The following is a 22478-nucleotide window of genomic DNA, read 5'->3' on the forward strand; positions in this document are numbered from 1 at the left end:
TCATCCTGAACTTCCCGAAATGAGTTGGGGACAGGCTGTTTCAGGATCTTTTACATATACCTTTTCAAAGCTTCCCATAAAATAGGGTCGTACTCATAAACATCGGGTATGAATTCTACTTTATTGTTATGTGCCCAAGCTGTAAAATACGATACCACCACTGCAACGCCTTTTCTTGTTGCAAACCAAGTAGGTTTTAACTGAAAGGTATTTAAGGTATCTGTTTTTTTAGCCATCTTGGTTTTAAACAACTCAGTCTTGGCAGTATCAACAGGTGGCAAATCTACTTCCATGCGTAGTTTATCGTATTCCTTATCATTATTTACCAGCAACTGCGCAAATTTAAGCGGATCTTCTACCCTTATACAGCCGTGGCTAATGGCTCTTTTACTCAAACTAAAACCATATTTAGCATTGGTATCATGTAAGTAAATACTAGAACTGTTATCAAAAACAAATTTGAATTTCCCTAAAGCATTTCCATCGCCCGAACCCTGTTTAAAAGAGAAAGGCAATTTTTCTCTCGGATATTTATCCCATTGTATGGTATCTGGTTCATCTATAAGTTTGCCATTCTGGTAAACCTTGATATTATTGTTCGATAAATAAGCCGGATTTTTCATTACCATCCAGTAGATTTCGCTTTTTGCAATACTTGCTGGTATATTCCAGATAGGATTTACCTGAATAGAGTTAAAAACACTCACCAATTGTGGGGTTTCATGATTTTTAGGTTTATCGTCCAGTTTACCCGATTTAAGGTAAGCCTTCATTTTATCTGCATAACCAGCTTCCCTTTTCTCACCTACACAAACCTTCATTGAAGTTAAGGTATCTGCTCCTTTAATCCAGGTTAGCCTGAAATCAGGTATATTTACCCATACTGCTTCACTGGTATTTACGGGCAATTGCCAACGCATCCGTTCCAAATTAATTTTAATCGTCTTTATCGCTTCATTGTCCTCATTCTTTAAACTATCGCGATATAAAGCAAGACCCTTTTTCAGCGCTAAGTAAGCAGGAGCAGCAGGTTGTGATTTTTTGAGTTCAGCTACTAGATCTGTTGTATTTAAAACAGAGTCCATTTTAGCACTGTCTGGTCTTAGATTTTTAATGTAATAACGGTTTAAGAAATTGGCCGGATTGATAGCCCCATAACGCATAAAATTAGTGTATTTGCTCAATGCCAAGACTGAGCTAACTTCCAAGTCGGCAACCGCAGCGTACACTTCATCAATATTTTTAAATTTATTGGCCTTGAGTACGGCTAAATCTTTTTCTAATGCTGAGGACAGGAAAATTTCAGGATTAAAACCATCTTCATAGCTGCTTAAAATATAATTCTTTAAACTATCTAATCCGCCGTTAACATAAAATTTGGTAACTAACAGCGGTAAATATTCATTAGCTTGATAATAGGCCTCTATAACTTTGGGATTGAGACTGGCATTAATATGTTTAGCTAAAACCTCTTTAAAAATCGGTTTATAAGCTGCTGTATCAAATTGATTGTACAATTTATTGTTAAAATGACTGCTCAGCACCTTTGCTATTTCAGGTTTTTCTTTAAACCAGCTACATGCAGTTAAAACAATAGAAAAAAGCGTAAAAAGTAATAATTTCCTCAAGTTCACGTATTAATTTAAATGGATTGCACCATAATATGTCAAGCTCATAACAAATTAAATGCCATTATTTTTTTGTTTTTGAAGTATCAGATGTATATTTGCATATCGTCTTCTTTAAGAAGGGAATAAACATTAAAATGAATTTAACTTTAAACTTCCATTATCATTTCCATCATCGCCATCATGGCGATAGATAGTGGTATGTTTTTGTACGTCAAAAACGGTTTAAATTAAATAGTTTATTTCTTGTATCTTTTATAAATTCCTAGTGAAAACTTTAAAAATTGCTATCCAGAAATCTGGAAGGCTAAATGAAAAATCTGTAGAGATTTTAAAAAATTGTGGTCTCTCTTTCGAAAACTACAAAAGCTCGTTAATCTCAAAAGTGGGTAATTTTCCCCTCGAAATTTTATTTCTGAGAGATGATGACATCCCCGAATACGTACAAGACGGAATTGCCGATTTAGGCATTGTGGGCGAAAATATCATCATAGAAACCAATGCCAAGGTTTCTTATCTGCAAAAATTGGGTTTTGGCAAATGTTCGCTAAAAATAGCCATAAAAAATACTTGTGATATCAATGAAATTAAAGAACTGGAAGGTAAGGCCATTGCCACTTCTTATCCCGTAATTCTTTCCAGGTATCTTAAAGCAAATAACATCACCGCCCAGATCAGGAACATATCTGGCTCGGTAGAGATTGGACCAGGATTGGGTTTAAGTGATGCCATTTTTGATATTGTATCGACCGGAAGTACTTTAAAAAACAACGGGCTTAAACCTTTTGTTAGTGTAATGGATTCTGAAGCTGTTTTAATTTCAACTCAGGGTATGGAGCTGAATGCTGAAGTACTAGAATTGGTAAAACGTATCCAGTCGGTGCTCAGGGCTAAGGCTACAAAATATGTAGTGCTTAATGTAGAAAAGAAAAATTTACAGCGCATTGTAGATTTACTTCCAGGCGTAAAAAGTCCTACTATAGTACCGCTGTTTGAAGAAGAGTGGGTAGCCGTACATTCTGTAATTCCTGAAGAAGATTTCTGGCAAAAGATCAATGCGCTTAAAGCTGCCGGTGCTCAGGGGATTGTAGTTATGCCCATTGAAAAAATTATAGCGTAAATCCACAATAAATATTAAAAAAACATATTAACTATTAGTTAATTTTAAATATTAATAAATTGAAAATCTATAATTTAAAAAATTTAACTAAAGGAGAAGTTAACAACATATGCTCGCGCAGTATAATTGACGACAATCTGGTTAAATCAAGGACAGCAGAAATCCTGAAAAGGGTAAAAGAAGAAGGAGATTCTGCTCTTTTTGCATACAGTGAATTGTTTGACAGCGTAACCTTACCTAAACTTTTTCTGGATGAAGAAGAGCTAAAATCGATTGCGGCACATATTCCAGAAAAAGTAAAAAACTCCATTGATATTGCTTACCAGAATATCTATGCTTTTCACAAAAACCAGGTTATTGCCGAACCTAAAATCGAGACTATGCCTGGCGTAACCTGCTGGCGCGAGAATAGACCTATAGAGAAAGTTGGCCTCTATGTACCCGGAGGTACTGCGGTTCTGCCCAGCACTTTTTTAATGCTTGGTATTCCGGCTAAGATTGCCGGATGTAAGGAAATTGTGGTTTGCTCTCCTCCGCAAATTAATGGAAAAGTAAACTGCTATATTGCCTATGTTGCTTTGCTTTTAGGGATCACCAGAATTTACCTTATGGGCGGAGCGCAGGCCATTGCCGCAATGGCTTATGGAACCGAAACCGTACCTCGTGTTTACAAGATATTAGGGCCGGGTAATCGTTATGTAACCGAGGCAAAGAAAACTGTACAAAATACAGTCGCTATTGATATGCCCGCAGGCCCTTCAGAAGTCCTCGTACTTGCAGATGAAACTGCCAATCCGTCATATCTCGCAGCCGATTTGCTTGCACAGGCAGAACATGGAATTGATAGTCAGTCTATTTTGGTTTCTACTTCACAAAATATTATAGAAGAAACCTTAAAAGAAATTGACTTACAGCTAAATATTTTACCAAGAAAAGAAATTGCTGCCGCTGCCTTGCGTAATTCTTTCATCATCTTGAGCGAAAATCTTGATGAAAGTATAAATTTTAGCAATCAATATGCGCCTGAACACCTCATTTTAGCCACAAAAAATAATGAAAAAATTATTCCTTTGATAATCAATGCCGGATCGGTATTTATCGGCAGTCTTACTCCCGAAAGTGCAGGTGATTATGCTTCTGGAACTAATCATACTTTACCTACAAGTTCCTTTGCCAAAGCTTATTCAGGTGTTTCAGTTGATACATTTATCAAGAAAATTACGTTTCAACAATTAGATATCAATGGATTAAAAAATATTGGAACCACTGTTGAAACACTTGCAGAAGCCGAAGGATTACAGGCACACAAAAATGCCATTAGTATTCGTTTAAGAGATATAAAATAAATTTAACGGTACATCAACCTAAAAACTACAAAATGGACATCCGCGATTTACAAAGAGACAACATCAAAAACCTTAGCCCCTACTCTACCGCAAGAGATGAATTTAAGGGAGAGGCCAGCATTTTTTTAGATGCTAACGAAAACAGTTTCGGTTCACCTTTACCAGCCAATTACAACCGCTATCCAGACCCTTTACAATTAGATTTAAAAGATGCGATCAGCAAAATTAAAGGTGTACCCATAGAAAATACATTTTTAGGAAATGGCAGCGATGAAGCCATAGACCTGCTTATACGTGCATTTTGTAATCCCGGTAAAGACAATATCATTATCCTGCCGCCAACTTATGGCATGTATGAGGTTTCGGCTAATATCAACGATGTTGAAGTTAAAAAAGTAAACCTGCTCCCAAATTATCAGCTCGACCTGGAACGTATCTCAGAAACCATTAACAGCAATACCAAAATCATTTTTATCTGCTCACCCAACAACCCCACAGGAAATTCTTTAATCAGAAGCGATATAGAGACGATTTTAGCCAACTTTAAAGGCTTGGTGGTAATAGATGAGGCTTATATCAATTTCGCTCGTCAGAAGTCATTTATTCAAGAATTGACCGAATACGCCAATCTTGTAGTTTTACAAACTTTCTCTAAAGCCTGGGGTTTAGCGGCTATCAGACTGGGTATGGCTTTCTCTTCTACACCTGTAATCGATATCCTCAATAAGGTTAAACCACCTTACAACATCAATCAGCCTACACAAGATCTGGCTCTTGCTGCTTTAGAAAACATTCAGCAGGTTAACGAATGGATCAGAATTACCGTAATTGAGCGTGAAAGGCTTAGCAATGCACTGGCCCGAATAGAAGTCGTTAAAAAGATATATCCTTCTGACGCTAACTTTATTTTAGTAGAAATTGAAGATGCCCAGAATTTGTACTACAAATTATTAGAACAAGGCATTGTGGTAAGAGACCGTTCAAAAGTTACCCTTTGTGAAAATTGTTTAAGAATAACCGTAGGAACCACAGAAGAAAACAATGAATTGTTAAAGGCCATTTCCATACTTACCGAACAAACTGTTTAAACAATGCCTGCAAATACAGATAATATCGCAAAAACCAAAGTGCTGTTCATTGATCGCGACGGGACATTAATCCTCGAACCCGAAGATGAACAGGTAGATAGTTTCAGCAAGCTAAAATTTTATCCAAAAGCACTTTACTACCTTTCAAAAATAGCCAAAGAACTGGATTACTGCTTAGTAATGGTTACCAATCAGGATGGTTTGGGAACCACCTCGCATCCTGAAGAAAATTTCTGGCCTGTGCACAATTTTGTAATGGATACTTATGCGAACGAAGGTGTGGTTTTTAAAGATGTAATCATTGATAAAACCTTTGCTAAAGACAATGCCCCTACCCGAAAACCGGGCACAGCACTGCTAACCAAATACCTTGATGAAAGCATTTACGATTTAAAACATTCATTTGTAATTGGCGATCGGTTAAACGATGTAATTCTAGCTAAAAATCTTGGTGCTAAAAGTATCTACATCAGACAGAACGACAATTTAGGCAAAGGCGAAGCTTTAGAAAAGCGTGAAGGATTAAAAGACATTATAGCTCTTGAAACCCAGAATTGGGAAGACATCTATACTTTTTTAAGAGCCGGGAGCCGTATTGTAACACATGAGAGAAATACCAATGAAACTAAAATCTATGTGAACTTAGATTTAGATGGAAGCGGTAAAGCCTCTATCCAAACAGGTTTGCATTTTTTTGATCACATGTTGGAGCAAATCGCACGTCATGGAAATATCGATTTGGCGATTACAACCCAGGGAGATTTACATATCGACGAGCATCACACCATCGAAGATACGGGCATTGCACTGGGCGAAGCTTTTGCCAAAGCGATTGGCAACAAATTAGGGCTTGAACGTTATGGTTTTTGTTTGCCCATGGATGATTGCCTTGCACAAGTTGCCATAGATTTTGGTGGCCGGAGCTGGATTGTATGGGATGCCGATTTTAAACGGGAAAAAGTTGGCGATATGCCTACAGAAATGTTCTTCCATTTCTTTAAATCGTTTAGCGATGCGGGAAAATGCAATCTCAATATCAAAGCCGAAGGCCAGAACGAGCACCATAAAATTGAAGCAATCTTCAAAGCTTTTGCAAAAGCCATAAAAATGGCTCTAAAACGCGACAGTGAGAAAATGGTACTTCCAAGTACAAAGGGTATGTTATAAACGAAGAAATGGAAAACAATATAAGCGACAACAGCAAAACTGCCTCTTCCAAAATTGGAATCGTAAATTATGGTGCGGGTAATCTTTTTTCGCTGGGCTGTGCCTTAGAGCGACAAAATATTACTTATGGCATGATCAATAAAATTGATGATTTTGATTTATACAGCCATATCATTATACCCGGCGTAGGCCATGCAGGAGCTGCAATGTCAAAGTTAAAAGCTTCAGGTCTGTCAGATGCCATAAAACTACTTAAAAAACCTGTATTGGGTATTTGTGTAGGCATGCAGTTGCTTACTGCCCATTCTGAAGAAGGCAATTCTGCATTACTTGATTTGTTTCCCTTACAAACCAGATTGTTCGATAAAGATCAGCACATCAAAATTCCACACATGGGCTGGAACAATGTTGATTTTAAAGACAACAAATTGTTTTACAACATCTTAAATCTTACACAATTTTACTTTGTACATTCTTATTTTATAGAATATAACCCTATTTTTGATATAGCTTCTGCCCATTATGGCGGTAGATTTTCTGCAGCTATACAAAAAGATAATTTTTTTGGCGTTCAGTTTCATCCCGAAAAATCGGGTGCGGCTGGCGAACAATTATTAAAGAATTTTGCACACCTAACCCTATAAAGCTTATAACATGTATATTATTCCGGCTATTGATATTTTAGATGGTAAAGTAGTTCGCCTTGTAGAAGGTAATTACAACCAAAAGACCGAATACCAGGTTTCCATACAGGAAATGATCGAACGTTACCATTCAAATGGTACTGATTTTATTCACATTATAGACTTAAACGGGGCTAAAGGTGATTTTAGAAATCAGGCTGAACTCTTTAAGATCATTAAAGAAACAGACATGAAAGTGCAATATGGAGGTGGAATACGCACCATAGAACAGGTTACTCAACTGCTCGATGCCGGTGTGCATCGTGTAATTGTAGGTACGCAGGCCGTAAGCAATCCTGATTTTTTACCCGAATTAAGTGCAGCTTTTACCCATACTGAAGATTATGCCAATCGCATTGTAATTGCCATAGATGTATTGGACGAAGTAATTAAATATTCGGGCTGGATGGAAAGCTCGCCTATCAAATTGATGGATTATGTAGATAAATGCTTAAGTCTGGGCTTTTTCAGGTTCTTGTGCACCGATATCAATAAAGATGGCAAATTAGGCGGAACAGCTATTGAGCTTTACAAAAAACTGCTTGACCACTCACCTATGATCAAACTGATTGCTTCGGGTGGCGTAAGTTCTATGCAAGATATTGAAGAACTGGCCAAATTACCTATCAGAAGCGTGGTGGTTGGAAAAGCCATCTATGAAAATAAAATCTCAATAGATGAGGTTAAGGCATGGAACTTAAAGGCACTAACCAGTATTTAACAGCATAGATCTGATTTAAATGTTATCGAAACGTATTATTCCCTGCCTCGATGTAAAAGACGGAAGAACAGTTAAAGGTGTAAATTTTGTAGAGTTACGCGATGCCGGTGACCCTGTTGAACTGGGGGCTAAATATGCTTTGCAAGGTGCCGATGAACTGGTTTTCTTAGACATAACTGCAACCCATGAACACCGAAAAACCACTATAGAAATGGTAAAAGCCGTAGCCAGAGAACTTAATATTCCCTTTACCATTGGCGGAGGTATTGCTACCATAGCCGATGCAGAAGCTTTATTAAATGCCGGTGCAGATAAAATCAGTATCAATTCTGCGGCAGTACGCAACCCTCAGCTCATTGCTGATTTAGCTGCCAATTTTGGTGCTCAGTTTGTGGTTCTGGCTGTTGATACGCGAAATATAGAAGGGAAGAATAAAGTCCATTTAAATGGGGGCCGTGTAATTACAGATCTGGAAACAGAAGACTGGATCAAACAAGCCGAAAACATGGGAGCTGGAGAAATACTGCTCACCTCTATGGATCATGATGGCACAAAAGCAGGTTTTGATTGCAAATTGCTCAAAAAAATCAATGAAATGGTTAATATTCCTGTGATTGCTTCAGGTGGTGCAGGTAGCAAAGCGCATTTTGTGGAAGTTTTTAAAGAAACCGATGTGGATGCAGCCCTTGCGGCTTCGGTATTTCACTACGGAGAAATTTTAATACCCGATTTAAAAACAACCTTACAGCAAAGCGCCATCCCCGTAAGAATATAAATTTAGTTTTTACAAAAACTTACAATGACAACTATTATAAATAACGATCAGGTTGACTTTAGCAAAAGCGAAGGTCTTGCGCCTGTAATTATACAAGACGAACAAACGCTTGAAGTATTAATGCTGGGTTATATGAATGCCGAAGCATTTGAGAAAACCCAAAAAGAAGGAAAAGTAACTTTCTTTTCGCGGAGCAAAAACCGTTTATGGACCAAGGGAGAAGAAAGTGGTAACTTTTTATGGGTAAAATCCATACATCTTGACTGTGATCGTGATACCATCCTTATTAAAGCAAAACCCGAAGGGCCCACCTGCCATACGGGTAACAGAAGCTGCTTTAATACTGATTTTAACCAGAACTTTATTTTTGAGCTTGAAAATATTATAACAGACCGCTATGAAAACCCTGTAGAAGGTTCTTACATCAACAAAATGCGCAATAAGGGACTTCATAAAATAGCCCAAAAAGTTGGCGAAGAAGGTGTTGAAACGGTAATTGCCGCATTGGTCGAAAACAAAAAAGACCTCATCAATGAAGCATCAGACTTGATTTTCCATCTAATGTTCCTTTTAAAGGAGAAAAAGCTGACTATCCAGGATATTGCATTAAATTTGGCCGAAAGACATAAAGGTTAACCATGTTAAAAAAACTGTCGTACATCAACCTGGTTCTTGGACTGGTATTTTTTGCTGTTCTAAAAATACAAAACAATATGCTGGAATCTATTTTCATCATATTCCCTATTATGTTTAACCTCATTGCAATTGTACTACTAAACCATCAAACCTTTGTTTTAAAACTATGGCATAAAGTAATGGGTATATTGGGCTTATTATACGGTGTTTTTTCAATCTTAGTTTTTCTCATATTGTTCATTACTTCATGCCTTAACACACCATTTTTAATTGGAATGGGCTTGCTCCAGCTTATTTTTGGAATCATCGTGGTCCTACAATTTATCAAAGCCTGGCAAGCCGATAAAAAAGAACAGCCTTCTGTTAAATCTTAATCATAAATACACATGCTTACACTTCTACATACTTTCATCGGTCATCAAAATCCCGTTTACACCTTATCTAATTCTGATAAAGCAGGTATATTTTTTAGTGCCGGCAATGATAAAGGTGTTGTAGAATGGAGCCTCAATAAAATGGCTTTTATTATGGTTAAGATGCCTGTACAAAGCTCGGTATATACCTTGCACAACTATAACGACCAGATGTTTGTAGGTGAACGTAGCGGTGCTTTCAGCGTTTTCGATTTTATGAAACAGAAAGTTATTGCAAGGATAAATGCACATCATAAGGGTATTTTCTCTATCAAGACACTGGCATCCAAAAATGAACTGTTAACCACCGGAGAAGATGGTGATGTGGCTGTTTGGTCATTAACAGATTTTCAAGAAAAATACCGCTTTCCTGTTGCTGCCGATACTGTAAGGGCAATAGCCGTATCTCCCGATGAACAGGAAATTGCATTTGCCTGCAAAGATCATTCGATAAAAATCTACCATGCGGCAGATTTTAGCTTAAAACAAACACTCACGGCCCATACCCATCCTGTTACTTCAATAGCCTATCATCCACAAGGAAATTACCTGATCAGTGGTGGCCGCGATGCCCAGTTGCACATATGGGATCTACCTTCTTATCGTCTCATTAAATCTATCCCTGCCCATTTATTTGCGGTTTATGACATTGCATTTCATCCAGAACTTGCGCTCTTTGCCACTGCCAGTCAGGATAAAAGCATTAAGCTTTGGGATGCGAATAATTTTAAACTCTATAAGATTTTAAGTTTAGATAAAACTGGAACAGGCCATACGCATTCGGTAAACAAAGTAATCTGGTCTAAAGATGGCTCAAAGTTGATTTCTACCGGCGATGATAGAAAAGTCATTGTATGGGAGTTAAAGGCTTAATTCTCTTTTAATCCAATTCTCCGTTACGCCATTTATAAGCCCAGAAAGTTTGATCTTTCTCTAAAAATAAATGCATCAGTTCATTAAAGGCAGGCATGCCAGTATCTGAATTGTTAAAAGCCACCAAACTTTCTTTAGTTGCAGGATTTACAATAAAGAAACATCTAAACCCGGGATTTGAACCTGTGTGCCACAACCAGGTGCCTTTCTCATTGATCTGCATGCGCATACCCAAGGCACAGGGTACATGTTTATCGTCATCATTCACTTCTCCTGAAGATTTCTGTGCCTCGTTAGCCTTGCTGATCATCAAAAGATGTGTTTTCTTTTTTAATCCTTTTCCTTCTACTAAAGCCTGCTGAACAAAACGGCTATAATCCAAAGCAGTGGTATAAAGTGTATAAGCAGCATTGGTATAGCTCCATTTAGCCAATTTACGAGGTTTATCGGCACTGTAATGCCCATAAGCATAATCTATAAACAGTGCTTCATTCCATTGCATATCAGAATGCTCCATTTTTAGGGGTTTAAACACTTCTTCTCTTACAATCTCTCTGAATGGTTTACCCGCTACCTTTTCCATAGCCAGTTGCAGATAATAGAATCCTTCTCCCGAGTATTTATATTTGGTACCCGGCACAAACTGCACATGTAAAGGTGTGTTGTACCATTCGGCTGAGCCTACTGCTCCTTCCCAGTTTAAAAAACCAGTACGATGTGTAAGTACCATACGGGCAGTAATCAGGCGTCCTTGTGGTTCATTAACCAAGCGGTTATAGGTAAAATATTCAGATAAAGGTTTATCTAAATCAATGAGCCCTTTATCATATAGCTTAAAAAACGTATAAGCGGCAATTACTTTTGTTAGGGATGCCGCCTGGAAAGCTGTATTTTCGGTAATTAATGCGCTAGAATCTGCTTTTTTCTTTCCAAAATTCACAGCTGTAATTTTTCCTTTTTTAATATGTACCACCTGAATAGCCGGCGCCCCTACTTTAGCTGCAATTTGCGCAACCTCTTTTTCCTGCGCATTAACATTAACAAAACTTAGAGCCAGTAACAGGCAAAGGATCATATGGGATAAATTCTTTCTCATTTTAAGCATATTGGCATTGCCCATAAAATTATACTTTTAATTAAGATTTGTCAATTTAACCCCGATATTTCCGAATTATTTCTACTTTTAAAGCATGAACGAAACATTGAAATTACCTTTATTAGATGCAGCTCAAATTCGTGTTTTAGGCTCCTTAATTGAAAAATCAAAAACTACTCCTGATTATTACCCGATGACCTTAAACGGTTTATTGAATGCCTGCAATCAGAAAAGCTCCCGTAAACCGGTAGTAAATTATGATGAAGCAACAGTAGTATCGGCTCTTAACAGTTTAAAAATTGTTGGTTTGAGTGCAACGGTAACAGGTGGTTCCATCCGTAATATCAAATACAAGCATAACCTTGCTGTGGCTTATCCGCTCCTTCCTTCAGAAACCAGTGTATTGTGCCTGTTATTTTTACGAGGCGCTTTAACTCCGGGCGAAATCAACAGCAACTCAGGCCGCATGTACGAGTTTGAAAGCCTTGAAGAAGTGAACGAAATTTTGCAGAAACTGAGTAATGAAGGTTATATTAAACTCTTGCCTAAAAGACCCGGACAGAAAGAGCAACGTTACATGCACTTATTTAGCGGTGATGTAGAGGATCTAGATTTTGATGATGATGTGGTAGCTCATAACAGTTCTGACCATAGCGGACTAGAAGAACGCTTAAGTACAGCAGAAACTGAATTGGCCGAACTGAAAGAACGCTTTGAAGCATTATTGAAAGAGTTAGGCGTGTAAGTGTTTTAAAAGAATTTGTCACATTGAGCTTTTCGAAATGTGAATTTTGACTTCAACTACTTGTCTCAGTACATTGTAAAGCCCAGTTTAACATCATTTCTGAGCTCATTAAATTCCACATCATGCGACCCTCTCCCCTAACGTCATGCTGAGCTTTCCGAGATGGGCTCGGGACAAGCTGGTTCAGCATCTTACTCGATAGATTCCGAAATAAATTCGGAATGACGATTTAAAGAAGTAAAATATAGCTTTATTATCCCTTAAACAAAACGTTTAATGATTCGCAGCTTATGGGTATATTTTCCTAGTTCAGCATTGTAAATCCCTTGATCATCAATAGGATCGATACGAACTTTTCCCGCAGCGTGAATAATTTTATCGTTGGCTAACATGAGGCCCACATGAGTTATCCTACCCTCTTCGTTATCAAAAAAAGCAAGGTCGCCCAATCTTGCAGAAGCTAGAAAATCTACCAAATTTCCTTGCTCAGCCTGTTGTGAAGCATCTCTTCTGATATTTAATCCTAATAATTTATAAACCGTTTGGGTAAAACCTGAACAATCTATGCCAAATAAGGTACGTCCGCCCCATAAATAAGGCGTATTTTCATAAAAGTGTGCTACCTTTTCTACTTTGTTCATAAAATTAGCTGCATCAGCAATAAAAGGTTCTTGAGTTACCTCAAATTTTTCATTACCCAGATAACAAAAACCATTCTCATAAAATGGCAGGGTACTTGCCGGACTCAGATAGTATTTTGTTCCTTTTGCATCAATCAGTGTATTATCTAACTGAGGTTTTGTTATAAAATGGTAAGCATTTTCTTCTTTATACTGGATTTCGGGTATAAGCTGAAGTTGTTTATAATCCATCCACCCTTCATAATTATCATGATGTGTTTTTACATAACACCACTTTTCGGTCTTTTCTATTAAAGTAACACGATCTCCAAATAACAACTGCGAAACAATTTCACTGCTATCGGCTGCTGATCTTCTTAAAGGTGCTACCGCTACGCGGCAAACATGATAAATTTCCATATATTTATATATAACTAACGCAAATATGCACAAATACTGATAAACTTTTTATCTCTAAAATTGTTTATACAGTAGGTTAAATCTCAATATTATGGGCTACAAAAAAATATTAATTGCTGTTGACAATAGTATTTGCTCTGAAAAAGCGGCAAAGATCGGCTACGATACAGCTAAAAATTATGATGCTGAGGTTGCTTTATTGAATATTGTTGAACCTGCGCCGGCCGCTACCACTCCTGATTTTACACTGGCACCTGTTTTTCTTGAAGTATATGATAACAGCGAAGAAAATAGTCATATATTGTTAAAAGAAATCGAAAATAAATACGGAAAAGGTATAAAAACCAGTTATTTTTCGGTTTTAGATACGGCTAGTCATGGCATTTTACAGCAGGCTGAAGACTGGGGAGCTGATCTGATTGTTATGGGTACACACGGCAGAGGCGGCTTATACCGTTTCTTGGTTGGTAGTGTTGCCGCACACGTGGCCCGCAAATCGGCCTGTCCGGTATTGATTGTACCTACTAAGGCCGACGTATAATTTTAAGCAAATCTATCAGGGCTAAATAAGCTGATATCCATTAAGGTTTGTTGTCTTGCAGCTAACTGCGCAACCATTTTACCGGTTGCCGGAGCTAAGCTTACACCCATCATGCCATGCCCTCCTGCTACAATTAGGTTCTCAATTTTTTTAGTATAACCTAAATAAGGTAAGCCATCAGGCGAACAGGGCCTAAATCCATACCATATCTGATCAGGCTGAGGCATTGCCACCTTGTAATTACGGTAGTATTGCGGTATGGCATTCCATATACCTTCAACCCGTTTCATATTGATTTTATTATTTACAGGTGCTATCTCCATCGTTCCGCCAAAACGTACCTGACCATTCATAGGCGTTACCGCTACCTTTGCTTCGAGCAACAATGCCGGGTGGACAATCTGATCATCTCCCGGTTGATGCATAAATGAATAGCCTTTACCTGGCATCAACGGAATATCAAGCCCTGCTCTTTTTGCCAGCCCGGGCAACCATGCACCACCTGTAAGCACAAATAAATCTGCTTCATGTTTTTGCTGAGCTGTATGCACAGCGTTGATATGATTGTTTTTAATCTCTATAGATGTAATAGCGCTATCTGTTAAAATACCAACACCTCTTTCTTTAAGATAAGTAATTAGATTTTGTACCAATTGATTAGGGTAAAGGTGGGCATCACATTTATAATGTACCGCTCCGGCAACATCTAATGTAACATATGGTTCGAGTTCCTGTACCTGTGCCGCATCAAGGATATCTACATCTAAACCTAGATCTTTTGCCTGCTTGGCTACATGTATTTCTTCTTCTCCTACTTCAGCATTTTTATAAAGCATTAGAATACCCTTATGCTTTAAACCAAATTCAATGGTTCCTTCTGATGTTAAGTTATTGTATAAGTTTTTGCTTAGTAAATGAAAATCGCGAAGGGGTTCTGCACTTACAGCCAGATGTTTGGCATTGGCATGTTTCCAGAATTGAATACCCCATCGCAACAATTCAGGATTAAGTGAGGGTTTTACATAAAACGGACTTCTGCTGTTGAACATCCACTTAATACCTTTACTGATCATACCCGGAGCTGCCAGCGGAATAAAATGGCTAGGTACGATCATACCTGCATTACCTGATGAGCAATTATCTGTAAGATTACCTTTATCGATCAGTGTAACCTCGAAACCTTCCTGTAAGAGATAATAAGCAGAAAATAAGCCCGTAATTCCTGCTCCTATTATAATTACTTTTTGTTTACCCATTTTAAAGCTTAAATAACCTGAAATCCGTGTGCATAAGGATCTGCATCATCAATAAAAATAGTATTATAACCGGTTACAATTGCCCAACCCTCTATACCCGGAATAATAGCCGGCATACCATTGATAGTGGTTTCTTCTTCAATGGTTCCTTTAAATTTTGAACCGATTATGCTTTCGTGGATAAACTGATCTCCTTTTTTTAATTTGCCCTTAGCATGCCATTGCGCCATACGGGCCGAAGTTCCCGTTCCGCAGGGCGAACGATCTATAGCTTTATCGCCATAAAAAACAGCGTTTCGTGCAGTAGCATCGGCAGATAACGTTTTTCCTGTCCATAAAAAATGACTTAATCCATTGATATTGCTATCTTCAGGATGCACAAACTGGTACCTTTCGTTCATTTGCTTACGACAAGCTCTGCTCCAACTGATCAATTGATCAGCGCTATAATTTTCTATACCTTTAAAGTTTTCCTGTGGATCAACAATGGCATAAAAATTTCCACCGTATGCCACATCTACTTTAATCTCACCTAAATCCGGACAATCTACTGTTAAATCCTGAGCCGCCAGATAGGATTTGATGTTGATCAGTTTTACCGATTTTACCTTTGCGCCTTCCTGTACGTATTCTACCAATACCAGTCCGGCAGGTGTTTCCAAACGCAGTTTACCCGGCACTTTAGGTATAACAAGTCCTTCTTCAATGGCAATGGTTACCGTACCTATAGTACCATGACCGCACATGGGTAAACAACCACTGGTTTCTATATATAAAACACCAATATCGTTAGCAGTATCTACAGGTGGGTATAAGATACTACCGCTCATCATATCGTGTCCGCGTGGTTCAAACATTAAACCTTTGCGTATCCAATCGTACTCTTTTAAAAAGTGCAGCCTGCGTTCCATCATGTTGTTCCCTTTTAAAATGGGACCGCCGCCGGCCACTACCCTAACCGGATTTCCGCAAGTATGCGCATCTATGCAAGTGAATGTCTTTTTCATGAAAGGGCTTCTTTGCTTAATTGATTGTTTACCGTACGCCAGATTTGTAATGGATTAGCATTTTTCAGTTCTTCTGGAAGAAATTGGTCTGGCCAGTTCTGAAAAGCCACTGGACGTGCAAAACGTTTAATGCCATCTGCACCAACAGAAGTAAATCTACTATCTGTTGTTGCCGGAAAAGGTCCTCCGTGATGCATGGACAAACAAACTTCTACGCCCGTAGGTACATTGTTAAAAATAAAACGACCACAGATTTCCTGTATATCAGCAAATAAATCCTGATGTTGTACTGCATCTTGAGCTGTTGCCATAACCGTTGCCGTAAGCTGACCTTCTAGATGAGCTACAATGGCTCTCATCTGATCCATATCTTTACAACTGATGATTAAAGAATAAGGTCCGAATACTTCCTGGTGCAAGAGTGGATTATTTAGAAAAGTAGCTGCATCAACCTGAGCTACGGTTATATTACCTTCGCCTGTTTTAACTGCCGCTTGGGTGTGTGCTAAAACACGTACTTCTTTTTGTTCCAGCGATTGTTGCAATTTATTGCTGAAATTATCGGCAATGCCCTGATGCAGCATTTTAAATGGAGCAACCTGTTCTATTTCATGTGCCAATGTGTGCTTAAAAAGCTCCAAAGCCTCACCTTCAATACCAAATATCAAGCCCGGGTTGGTACAAAACTGTCCCATCCCTAAAGTAATAGAACCTGCATAAAGTTTAGCGGTGTTTACGGCATCTGTAGCCAATTTATCAGGCATTAGAAAAACCGGGTTCAAACTTCCCATTTCTGCAAAAACCGGAATAGGTACTTTACGCTGATTAGCGGCGTCAAATAATGCACGTCCGCCGCCATAAGAACCTGTAAAACCTACAGCTTTAATTACCGGATGTTTTACCAGATACTCACCTATGGCATTGCCCGGTTCTACAATATGGCTAAATATTCCATCGGGCATCTTACATTTTTCTGCTGCTTTCAGAATAGCCTGTGCTACCAATTCTGAAGTTTTTTGATGAGCCGGATGTGCTTTTACCACTACCGGACATCCCGCAGCAAAAGCGCAAGCCGTATCGCCTCCGGCAGTTGAATAAGCAAAAGGAAAATTACTTGCTCCAAACATCAGTACAGGTCCCAAAGGAACCAGCATTTTCCTCAGGTCAGGTTTAGGAGGTGTTTTTGCAGTATCAGCCGTATCTATTCTCGCCTCAAGCCAGTCGCCACGTTCTGCCGCTTCACCATAACTGTTCAATTGAAAAACTGTTCTGGCCCGCTCACCTATCAATCTTGCTTCGGGCAGATTGGTTTCTGCAGCAGCTGTCTTAATCAGATCATCGCCTAAAGCCATCATCTCTTCGCCTATGGTTCGCATAAAATCAGCTCGCTGCTTTAAGCTCATTTTTTTATATATACGAAATGCCTCATCAGCTTTTCCTAATATTTTATCTAACTCCTGTGTATTTAACGACATGGCAAAATCTTTATAAGGATAAATAATCAGGCAATTTAGGGCGATTAGCTATACCCTGTTCTATAATTGCCAAAACTTCTTCTCGTTCTTTACCTTTTAATTGTAAACGCGGTGCACGTACATATTCAGAACCAATTCCTGTGGCCTGTGCGGCAAGCTTGATATACTGAACCAGTTTTGGATGAATATCAAGCTCCAGTAAAGGTAAAAACCATCTGTATATAGTTAAAGCTTCTGCATAACGGTTGGCTTTAATTAAACGGTAAATTGCAACAGTTTCTTCAGGAAATGCGTCAACCAAGCCGGCTACCAACCCATCTGCTCCTACTGCCAGGCATTCAAAAGATAAGGTATCTACTCCTCCTAAAATTTTAAAACGGGTGCCGAATCTGTTGATCATGCGGGTTACATTGGAAATATCACGTGTACTTTCTTTCACAGCTTGTATGTTAGGATACTTAGAAAGGTGTTCAAACATATCTAAGGTAATTTTTATACCGTAATCAACGGGATTATTGTACACCATTATAGGTAAAGATGTGGCTTCGGCAATGGCGCTGTAAAAAGCCAGAACTTCTTCATCTGAAGCTTTATAACGCAAAGGCGGCAAAACCATTAATCCATCTGCACCAATACGCTCTGCATTTTCTGCAAATTCTACCGCTTCTTTGGTAATCTGTTCTGCTATATTAATAATTACAGGAACACGCCCGTTTACATGTTTTACCGTAAAATCCAGTAAATCCAGCTTCTCACGGGTGCTTAGCGTACTGGCTTCACCTAAAGAACCACAAATGATCACCCCATCTACACCAGCTTTGATCTGGGCTTCTAAATTTTTAAAGAAAATTGGATAATCAACCTCATCACCAGCCGTAAAAGGTGTTAATAATGCAGGGTATATGCCTTTCCATGCAACGTTTTTCATATCTGATCTATATTTAGTTTATCCAAATTTAAGCATCAAATATTTACGTTTTTTAACTCTTATTAACAATTAATTTACTAATATTAACCTATAAACTTACATTTGCATAATACTGTTTTAAATAAGATTTAGGGTTTTTGCCTTTTATTTGTTTAAAGACTCTGTTAAAGCTCGTGACATTGGCAAATCCGCTTTCATAAACTGCTGTTGATATATTAGGATATTCACCTCTGATCAGTTTACTGCAAACTTCATTGATGCGTAGGTTATTAACATAAGTGGTAAAAGTTTGTCGCGTATGCTTTTTAAAATATCTGCAAAATGCCTGTGGGGTCATGCTGGCATAAGCAGCTACTTCTGAAAGGCTCAATTGTCTTTCGTAATTTTTCATCAGAAAATGTAAAACCGAATTGATACGAAGCGCATCGGCATCGGCTGCATAATGCTGAATTACCGTAAGGCTTTCAAGTTCGGCACTGATAGCGAGCAAACCCAGTAATAATTCCAGAAATTTGACTACCGCATATCTGGGTTCTGCATTTTTAATACCTAATATTTGACCTGCTATGTTATCCTGGTGTTTTTCGCTGACCTTAAAAGCTGCTTTTTCGCTCAGAAGCTGTTTAACCATCTGCATTTCAGGCAGGTTAAATACACCTGAAATTTTCCCTTCAGGATCAAAGAAAACAGAAAGTGCCTCTATTTTTAAAGACGTATCTTCTTTAAAATAGGCTGAATCGCTTTTAAACAAATGCGGTTGGTTTGCACCGATAAAAAACACATCTCCACCTTTAAAAAGATGCATATCATTATTGATCAATAAAGTACCTGTACCTTTTTTTATCCATATCAACTGGGCTTCTTCGTGTTTATGCAAATGCGGATAAAAATGAGGCATCAGGTCTTCCTGAACCATAATAGTTTGTGTGGCGGCAACCGGAACGGCAAATTGCAAAACTTTCATTATTCGACCTTTATAAGGTTAAAATAACATGATTTTAAAGACAATTAAAAGTAAAAATCATTTTAAAATTTTCATTTATCACTGTAGTTTTTAAACTTTGTGTTATGACCTACAAAGAAAAATTAAATGCCATAAGGCAGCAAATGCATACCGAAGGTATTGCAGCTTATATTATTCCTTCGGCAGACCCTCATATTAGCGAGTACCTTCCTGAACATTATAAATCTATTGCTTTTACAACCGGTTTTACAGGTTCTGTAAGTACAGTAGTAATTACCCAGAATTTTGCCGGACTTTGGGCAGATTCAAGATATTATGTACAGGCCGAGGAGCAATTAAAAAACAGCGGATTTGAACTGGTTAAGCTAAAAGCTCAGGGCGTACCTGAATATGTTGAATGGTTAGCCGATCATTTAAATAACGGAGATACAGTTGCTTTTGACGAAAATACTGTATCTGTTGTATTAGGTCTGCACCTTGAAAAACTGCTTGCACCTAAACAAATTAAATTCCTTAACCGCGATTTTGTAGGTAAAATATGGGATAACAGACCGCAGCTCCCTTCAAATTTAGCTTTCTTAATTAATGATGAATTTATTGGTCGGTCTGTTGAATCTAAACTGGCTGAAATTAGAAAAGCCCTGAAGAAAAACGGAGCCGAGTATCACCTGATCTCTTCATTGGATGATATGGCCTGGATCTTTAACCTGCGTGGTACTGATGTAGGTTACAATCCTGTTGTGCTAAGTTTCGCATTGATTACCAACGAAACAGCTGCTTTATACATCGAAAAAGCCAAGTTAACCAGTCAAAGCATTACCAAATTAGAAATGTCGGGCGTTACGGTTAAAGAATATAATGCTATCCGTACAGATCTTGAGCATATCCCTGAGCAGTCAAGTATTTTTGTAGATCCTAATCGCAATTGTTTCGCCTTGTACAAAAAAATACCGGCTTCGGTACATAAGGTTTTAGAAACCAACCCTTCTACCGTTTTTAAAGCTATTAAAAACGAAACCGAAATCAAAAACACTCGCATTACCATGGCTAAAGACGGTGCAGCCATGACGCTTTTCTTTAAATGGATCAAAGATAATGTGGGTAAAACAGCAATCACCGAAATCTCTGCTGCCGAAAAATTAAGACAATTCAGAGCAGCTCAGGAAGGGTTTGTTGGCGAAAGTTTTAACACTATTGCCGGATACAAAGAACATGGCGCTTTACCACATTATTCATCAACACCTGAAAGTGATGTAGCGATAAAACCGGAAGGTTTATTTCTTGTAGATTCTGGCGGACAATACCAATATGGCACTACAGATATTACTCGTGTTATTCCTCTGGGTAACAATACCGAAGAAGAAAAAACAGACTATACTCTGGTACTTAAAGCCATGATAGAGGGTAGCCGTACACGTTTCCCTAAAGGCACTTGCGGTTATGCTATCGATGCCATTACACGTAAACCGATGTGGGATCATGCTTTAAATTATGGACACGGAACCGGACATGGTGTTGGTTATTTCTTAAATGTTCATGAAGGCCCTCATGTATTTAATGCCTCTGCTACACCAGTAAGCATAGAACCAGGCACCATTACTTCAATAGAACCAGGAATATACCGCATAGGCAAACATGGTGTGCGTATAGAAAATCTGGTATTAACCGTTAAAGATGAAGTAAATGAGTTTAATGAGTTTTACAAATTTGAAACGCTTACTTTAGCACCTATTGATACCACTTTGGTAAAAACAGAACTACTGGAAAAACATCATATTAACTGGTTAAACAATTACCATAAAGAAGTTTATGAGAAAGTTAGTCCGTTATTGGATAACGAAACCAAAGCATTTCTTGCAGAAATGACCAAAGCCATTTAAGAACAAAATTTTGTTCTTATTGTAATGTGTCTGTAAAGAAGAAAACGTCATCCTGAGCACGAAGTAGCTGCGAAGCAAATTCATTTCAGGATCTTAAAAGAAATTAATCTCATGTATTAAGATACCGTATCAAGTACGGGATGACGCATTCTACCTTTCAGACACATTTTGTATGCCATAAAACCCGGCTTATAAACTATCTTTGCACTATAATTATATAGCATGATCAGAACAGGAGAATACAATAATTTACGTGTGGCGGCCAAAAACAGTCAGGGATTAAGTTTATCTGATGGTAGCGAAGAAGTACTTCTACCCTTTACCGAAGTACCTAAAAACATAGAACTGGGCGATAACATTGAGGTTTTTGTTTATAAAAACAAGGATAATCAGACCATTGCCACAACCAAAAAAGCTTTAGCTACTGCCAATGAATTTGCGCTGTTAACTGTGGTTGATGTAACCGACGACGGAGCTTACCTAGATCTGGGTATAGATAAAGATGTATTTGTTCCTAACCGCGAACAAAAAAGACCGATGCAACGTGATGAAAGTTATGTGGTTTATGTATATGTAGATGAAATTTCTAACCGATTACTGGCCTCTTCTAAAGTAGATAAGTTTGTTGAGCATGTTGACCATGACTTTGAGGAAGGCGATATGGTTGATTTATTAATTGTAGATAAATCTGATCTGGGCTACAATGCCATTATCAATAATGAGTTTATAGGCTTGCTTTATAACAACGAATTATTTACCCACCTTGAACCAGGCATGCACTGTAAAGGTTGGATCAAGAAAATAAGGGTTGAAGGCAAGATTGACCTTACCCTGCAACCATCGGGCTTTGGACATATTTTAGACACCAAAGACGTAATCTTAAACGAACTAAAGGAAACAGGTGGAAAAATTAATTTAGGCGATAAAAGCTCACCTGAAGAAATCTACCATCGCTTTAAAGTAAGTAAAAGTGCTTTTAAAAAAGCGATAGGTGGTTTATATAAAGAAAGACTGATTACCGTATCTGATCATGAAATTGCTTTAGTAAAGTAAGCTCGAATATATTTTTTATAAGGTTCATTCTTAGGTAAGAATG

The 22478-nt window shown here is 38.1% G+C and carries 22 protein-coding genes; 14 read left to right on the top strand and 8 right to left on the bottom strand.

Going from position 1 to position 22478, the window contains the following annotated elements; genetic code table 11:
- Window positions 1-50 precede the first annotated feature (50 nt).
- Window positions 51-1634 carry a L,D-transpeptidase family protein gene (locus MMF97_RS14040; protein ID WP_243363155.1) on the bottom strand — a complete coding sequence of 528 codons (1584 nt, stop codon included), beginning with the start codon at window positions 1632-1634 and terminating at the stop codon, window positions 51-53.
- A gap of 262 nt (window positions 1635-1896) precedes the next feature.
- Here MMF97_RS14040 and hisG point away from each other — a divergent pair, with 262 nt between their 5' ends.
- Genes hisG through MMF97_RS14090 form a run of 10 tightly spaced genes read left to right on the top strand, consistent with a single transcriptional unit; the run spans window position 1897 to window position 10450 of the window.
- Window positions 1897-2748 carry an ATP phosphoribosyltransferase gene (gene hisG / locus MMF97_RS14045; RefSeq protein WP_243363157.1) on the top strand — a complete coding sequence of 284 codons (852 nt, stop codon included), beginning with the start codon at window positions 1897-1899 and terminating at the stop codon, window positions 2746-2748.
- Between the two features lie 59 nt (window positions 2749-2807).
- Entirely contained in the window at window positions 2808-4094 is a 1287-nt protein-coding gene (gene hisD, locus MMF97_RS14050) for a histidinol dehydrogenase (protein ID WP_243363158.1), read from the top strand.
- A 32-nt stretch (window positions 4095-4126) separates the two neighbouring features.
- Window positions 4127-5182 carry a histidinol-phosphate transaminase gene (hisC, locus tag MMF97_RS14055; protein WP_243363160.1) on the top strand — a complete coding sequence of 352 codons (1056 nt, stop codon included), beginning with the start codon at window positions 4127-4129 and terminating at the stop codon, window positions 5180-5182.
- A gap of 3 nt (window positions 5183-5185) precedes the next feature.
- Window positions 5186-6349: a bifunctional histidinol-phosphatase/imidazoleglycerol-phosphate dehydratase HisB gene (hisB, locus tag MMF97_RS14060; RefSeq protein WP_243363162.1), complete on the top strand. Its 1164-nt coding sequence runs from the start codon at window positions 5186-5188 to the stop codon at window positions 6347-6349.
- Between the two features lie 8 nt (window positions 6350-6357).
- Complete coding sequence (gene hisH, locus MMF97_RS14065; protein WP_243363165.1) at window positions 6358-6993, top strand: imidazole glycerol phosphate synthase subunit HisH; 636 nt, start codon at window positions 6358-6360, stop codon at window positions 6991-6993.
- A 10-nt stretch (window positions 6994-7003) separates the two neighbouring features.
- Window positions 7004-7753 (top strand): 1-(5-phosphoribosyl)-5-[(5-phosphoribosylamino)methylideneamino]imidazole-4-carboxamide isomerase, encoded by a 750-nt coding sequence (hisA, locus tag MMF97_RS14070; protein ID WP_243363167.1) that lies wholly within the window; start codon window positions 7004-7006, stop codon window positions 7751-7753.
- Between the two features lie 19 nt (window positions 7754-7772).
- Window positions 7773-8528 carry an imidazole glycerol phosphate synthase subunit HisF gene (gene hisF, locus MMF97_RS14075; protein WP_243363168.1) on the top strand — a complete coding sequence of 252 codons (756 nt, stop codon included), beginning with the start codon at window positions 7773-7775 and terminating at the stop codon, window positions 8526-8528.
- Window positions 8529-8552: 24 nt separating this feature from the next.
- Window positions 8553-9164, top strand: a complete 612-nt coding sequence (gene hisIE / locus MMF97_RS14080; protein WP_243363169.1) for a bifunctional phosphoribosyl-AMP cyclohydrolase/phosphoribosyl-ATP diphosphatase HisIE — start codon at window positions 8553-8555, stop codon at window positions 9162-9164.
- A gap of 2 nt (window positions 9165-9166) precedes the next feature.
- Window positions 9167-9538 (top strand): hypothetical protein, encoded by a 372-nt coding sequence (locus MMF97_RS14085; protein WP_243363170.1) that lies wholly within the window; start codon window positions 9167-9169, stop codon window positions 9536-9538.
- A gap of 12 nt (window positions 9539-9550) precedes the next feature.
- Window positions 9551-10450 (top strand): WD40 repeat domain-containing protein, encoded by a 900-nt coding sequence (locus MMF97_RS14090; RefSeq protein ID WP_243363171.1) that lies wholly within the window; start codon window positions 9551-9553, stop codon window positions 10448-10450.
- A gap of 7 nt (window positions 10451-10457) precedes the next feature.
- On the opposite strand, the gene MMF97_RS14095 is transcribed toward MMF97_RS14090, so the two are convergent.
- Window positions 10458-11546, bottom strand: a complete 1089-nt coding sequence (locus MMF97_RS14095; RefSeq protein ID WP_243363172.1) for a serine hydrolase domain-containing protein — start codon at window positions 11544-11546, stop codon at window positions 10458-10460.
- A gap of 94 nt (window positions 11547-11640) precedes the next feature.
- Here MMF97_RS14095 and MMF97_RS14100 point away from each other — a divergent pair, with 94 nt between their 5' ends.
- Window positions 11641-12291 (top strand): YceH family protein, encoded by a 651-nt coding sequence (locus MMF97_RS14100; protein WP_243363173.1) that lies wholly within the window; start codon window positions 11641-11643, stop codon window positions 12289-12291.
- A 260-nt stretch (window positions 12292-12551) separates the two neighbouring features.
- Here MMF97_RS14100 and MMF97_RS14105 read toward each other — a convergent pair whose 3' ends face one another.
- Window positions 12552-13331 (bottom strand): C40 family peptidase, encoded by a 780-nt coding sequence (locus MMF97_RS14105; RefSeq protein ID WP_243363174.1) that lies wholly within the window; start codon window positions 13329-13331, stop codon window positions 12552-12554.
- Window positions 13332-13422: 91 nt separating this feature from the next.
- Between MMF97_RS14105 and MMF97_RS14110 the strand changes: the two genes are divergently transcribed.
- Entirely contained in the window at window positions 13423-13872 is a 450-nt protein-coding gene (locus tag MMF97_RS14110; protein ID WP_243363176.1) for a universal stress protein, read from the top strand.
- 2 nt (window positions 13873-13874) lie between these two features.
- Here the strand turns inward: MMF97_RS14110 and MMF97_RS14115 are convergent, their stop codons facing one another.
- The 5 genes from MMF97_RS14115 to MMF97_RS14135 form a co-directional block, all read right to left on the bottom strand.
- Window positions 13875-15128, bottom strand: a complete 1254-nt coding sequence (locus tag MMF97_RS14115) for an NAD(P)/FAD-dependent oxidoreductase (RefSeq protein WP_243363177.1) — start codon at window positions 15126-15128, stop codon at window positions 13875-13877.
- 8 nt (window positions 15129-15136) lie between these two features.
- On the bottom strand, window positions 15137-16135 hold the full coding sequence (locus tag MMF97_RS14120; RefSeq protein ID WP_243363179.1) for a 4-hydroxyproline epimerase: 999 nt from the start codon (window positions 16133-16135) through the stop codon (window positions 15137-15139).
- The gene (locus tag MMF97_RS14125; protein ID WP_243363180.1) at window positions 16132-17610 is read right to left on the bottom strand and encodes an aldehyde dehydrogenase (NADP(+)); all 1479 of its coding nucleotides are present in this window, start codon (window positions 17608-17610) and stop codon (window positions 16132-16134) included. Before MMF97_RS14125 ends, MMF97_RS14120 begins: the two co-directional genes overlap by 4 nt.
- A 10-nt stretch (window positions 17611-17620) precedes the next feature.
- Window positions 17621-18538, bottom strand: a complete 918-nt coding sequence (locus tag MMF97_RS14130; protein WP_243363182.1) for a dihydrodipicolinate synthase family protein — start codon at window positions 18536-18538, stop codon at window positions 17621-17623.
- Between the two features lie 88 nt (window positions 18539-18626).
- A complete protein-coding gene (locus MMF97_RS14135) occupies window positions 18627-19502 on the bottom strand; it encodes an AraC family transcriptional regulator (RefSeq protein ID WP_243363183.1) in 876 nt (291 codons plus the stop codon).
- Between the two features lie 104 nt (window positions 19503-19606).
- Here MMF97_RS14135 and MMF97_RS14140 point away from each other — a divergent pair, with 104 nt between their 5' ends.
- Window positions 19607-21382 carry an aminopeptidase P family protein gene (locus tag MMF97_RS14140; protein WP_243363185.1) on the top strand — a complete coding sequence of 592 codons (1776 nt, stop codon included), beginning with the start codon at window positions 19607-19609 and terminating at the stop codon, window positions 21380-21382.
- 222 nt (window positions 21383-21604) lie between these two features.
- A complete protein-coding gene (locus MMF97_RS14145) occupies window positions 21605-22435 on the top strand; it encodes a CvfB family protein (protein WP_243363187.1) in 831 nt (276 codons plus the stop codon).
- The last annotated feature ends 43 nt before the right edge of the window (window positions 22436-22478 follow it).

Source organism: Pedobacter montanisoli, assembly GCF_022809115.1.
GTDB classification, from domain to species: domain Bacteria; phylum Bacteroidota; class Bacteroidia; order Sphingobacteriales; family Sphingobacteriaceae; genus Pedobacter; species Pedobacter montanisoli.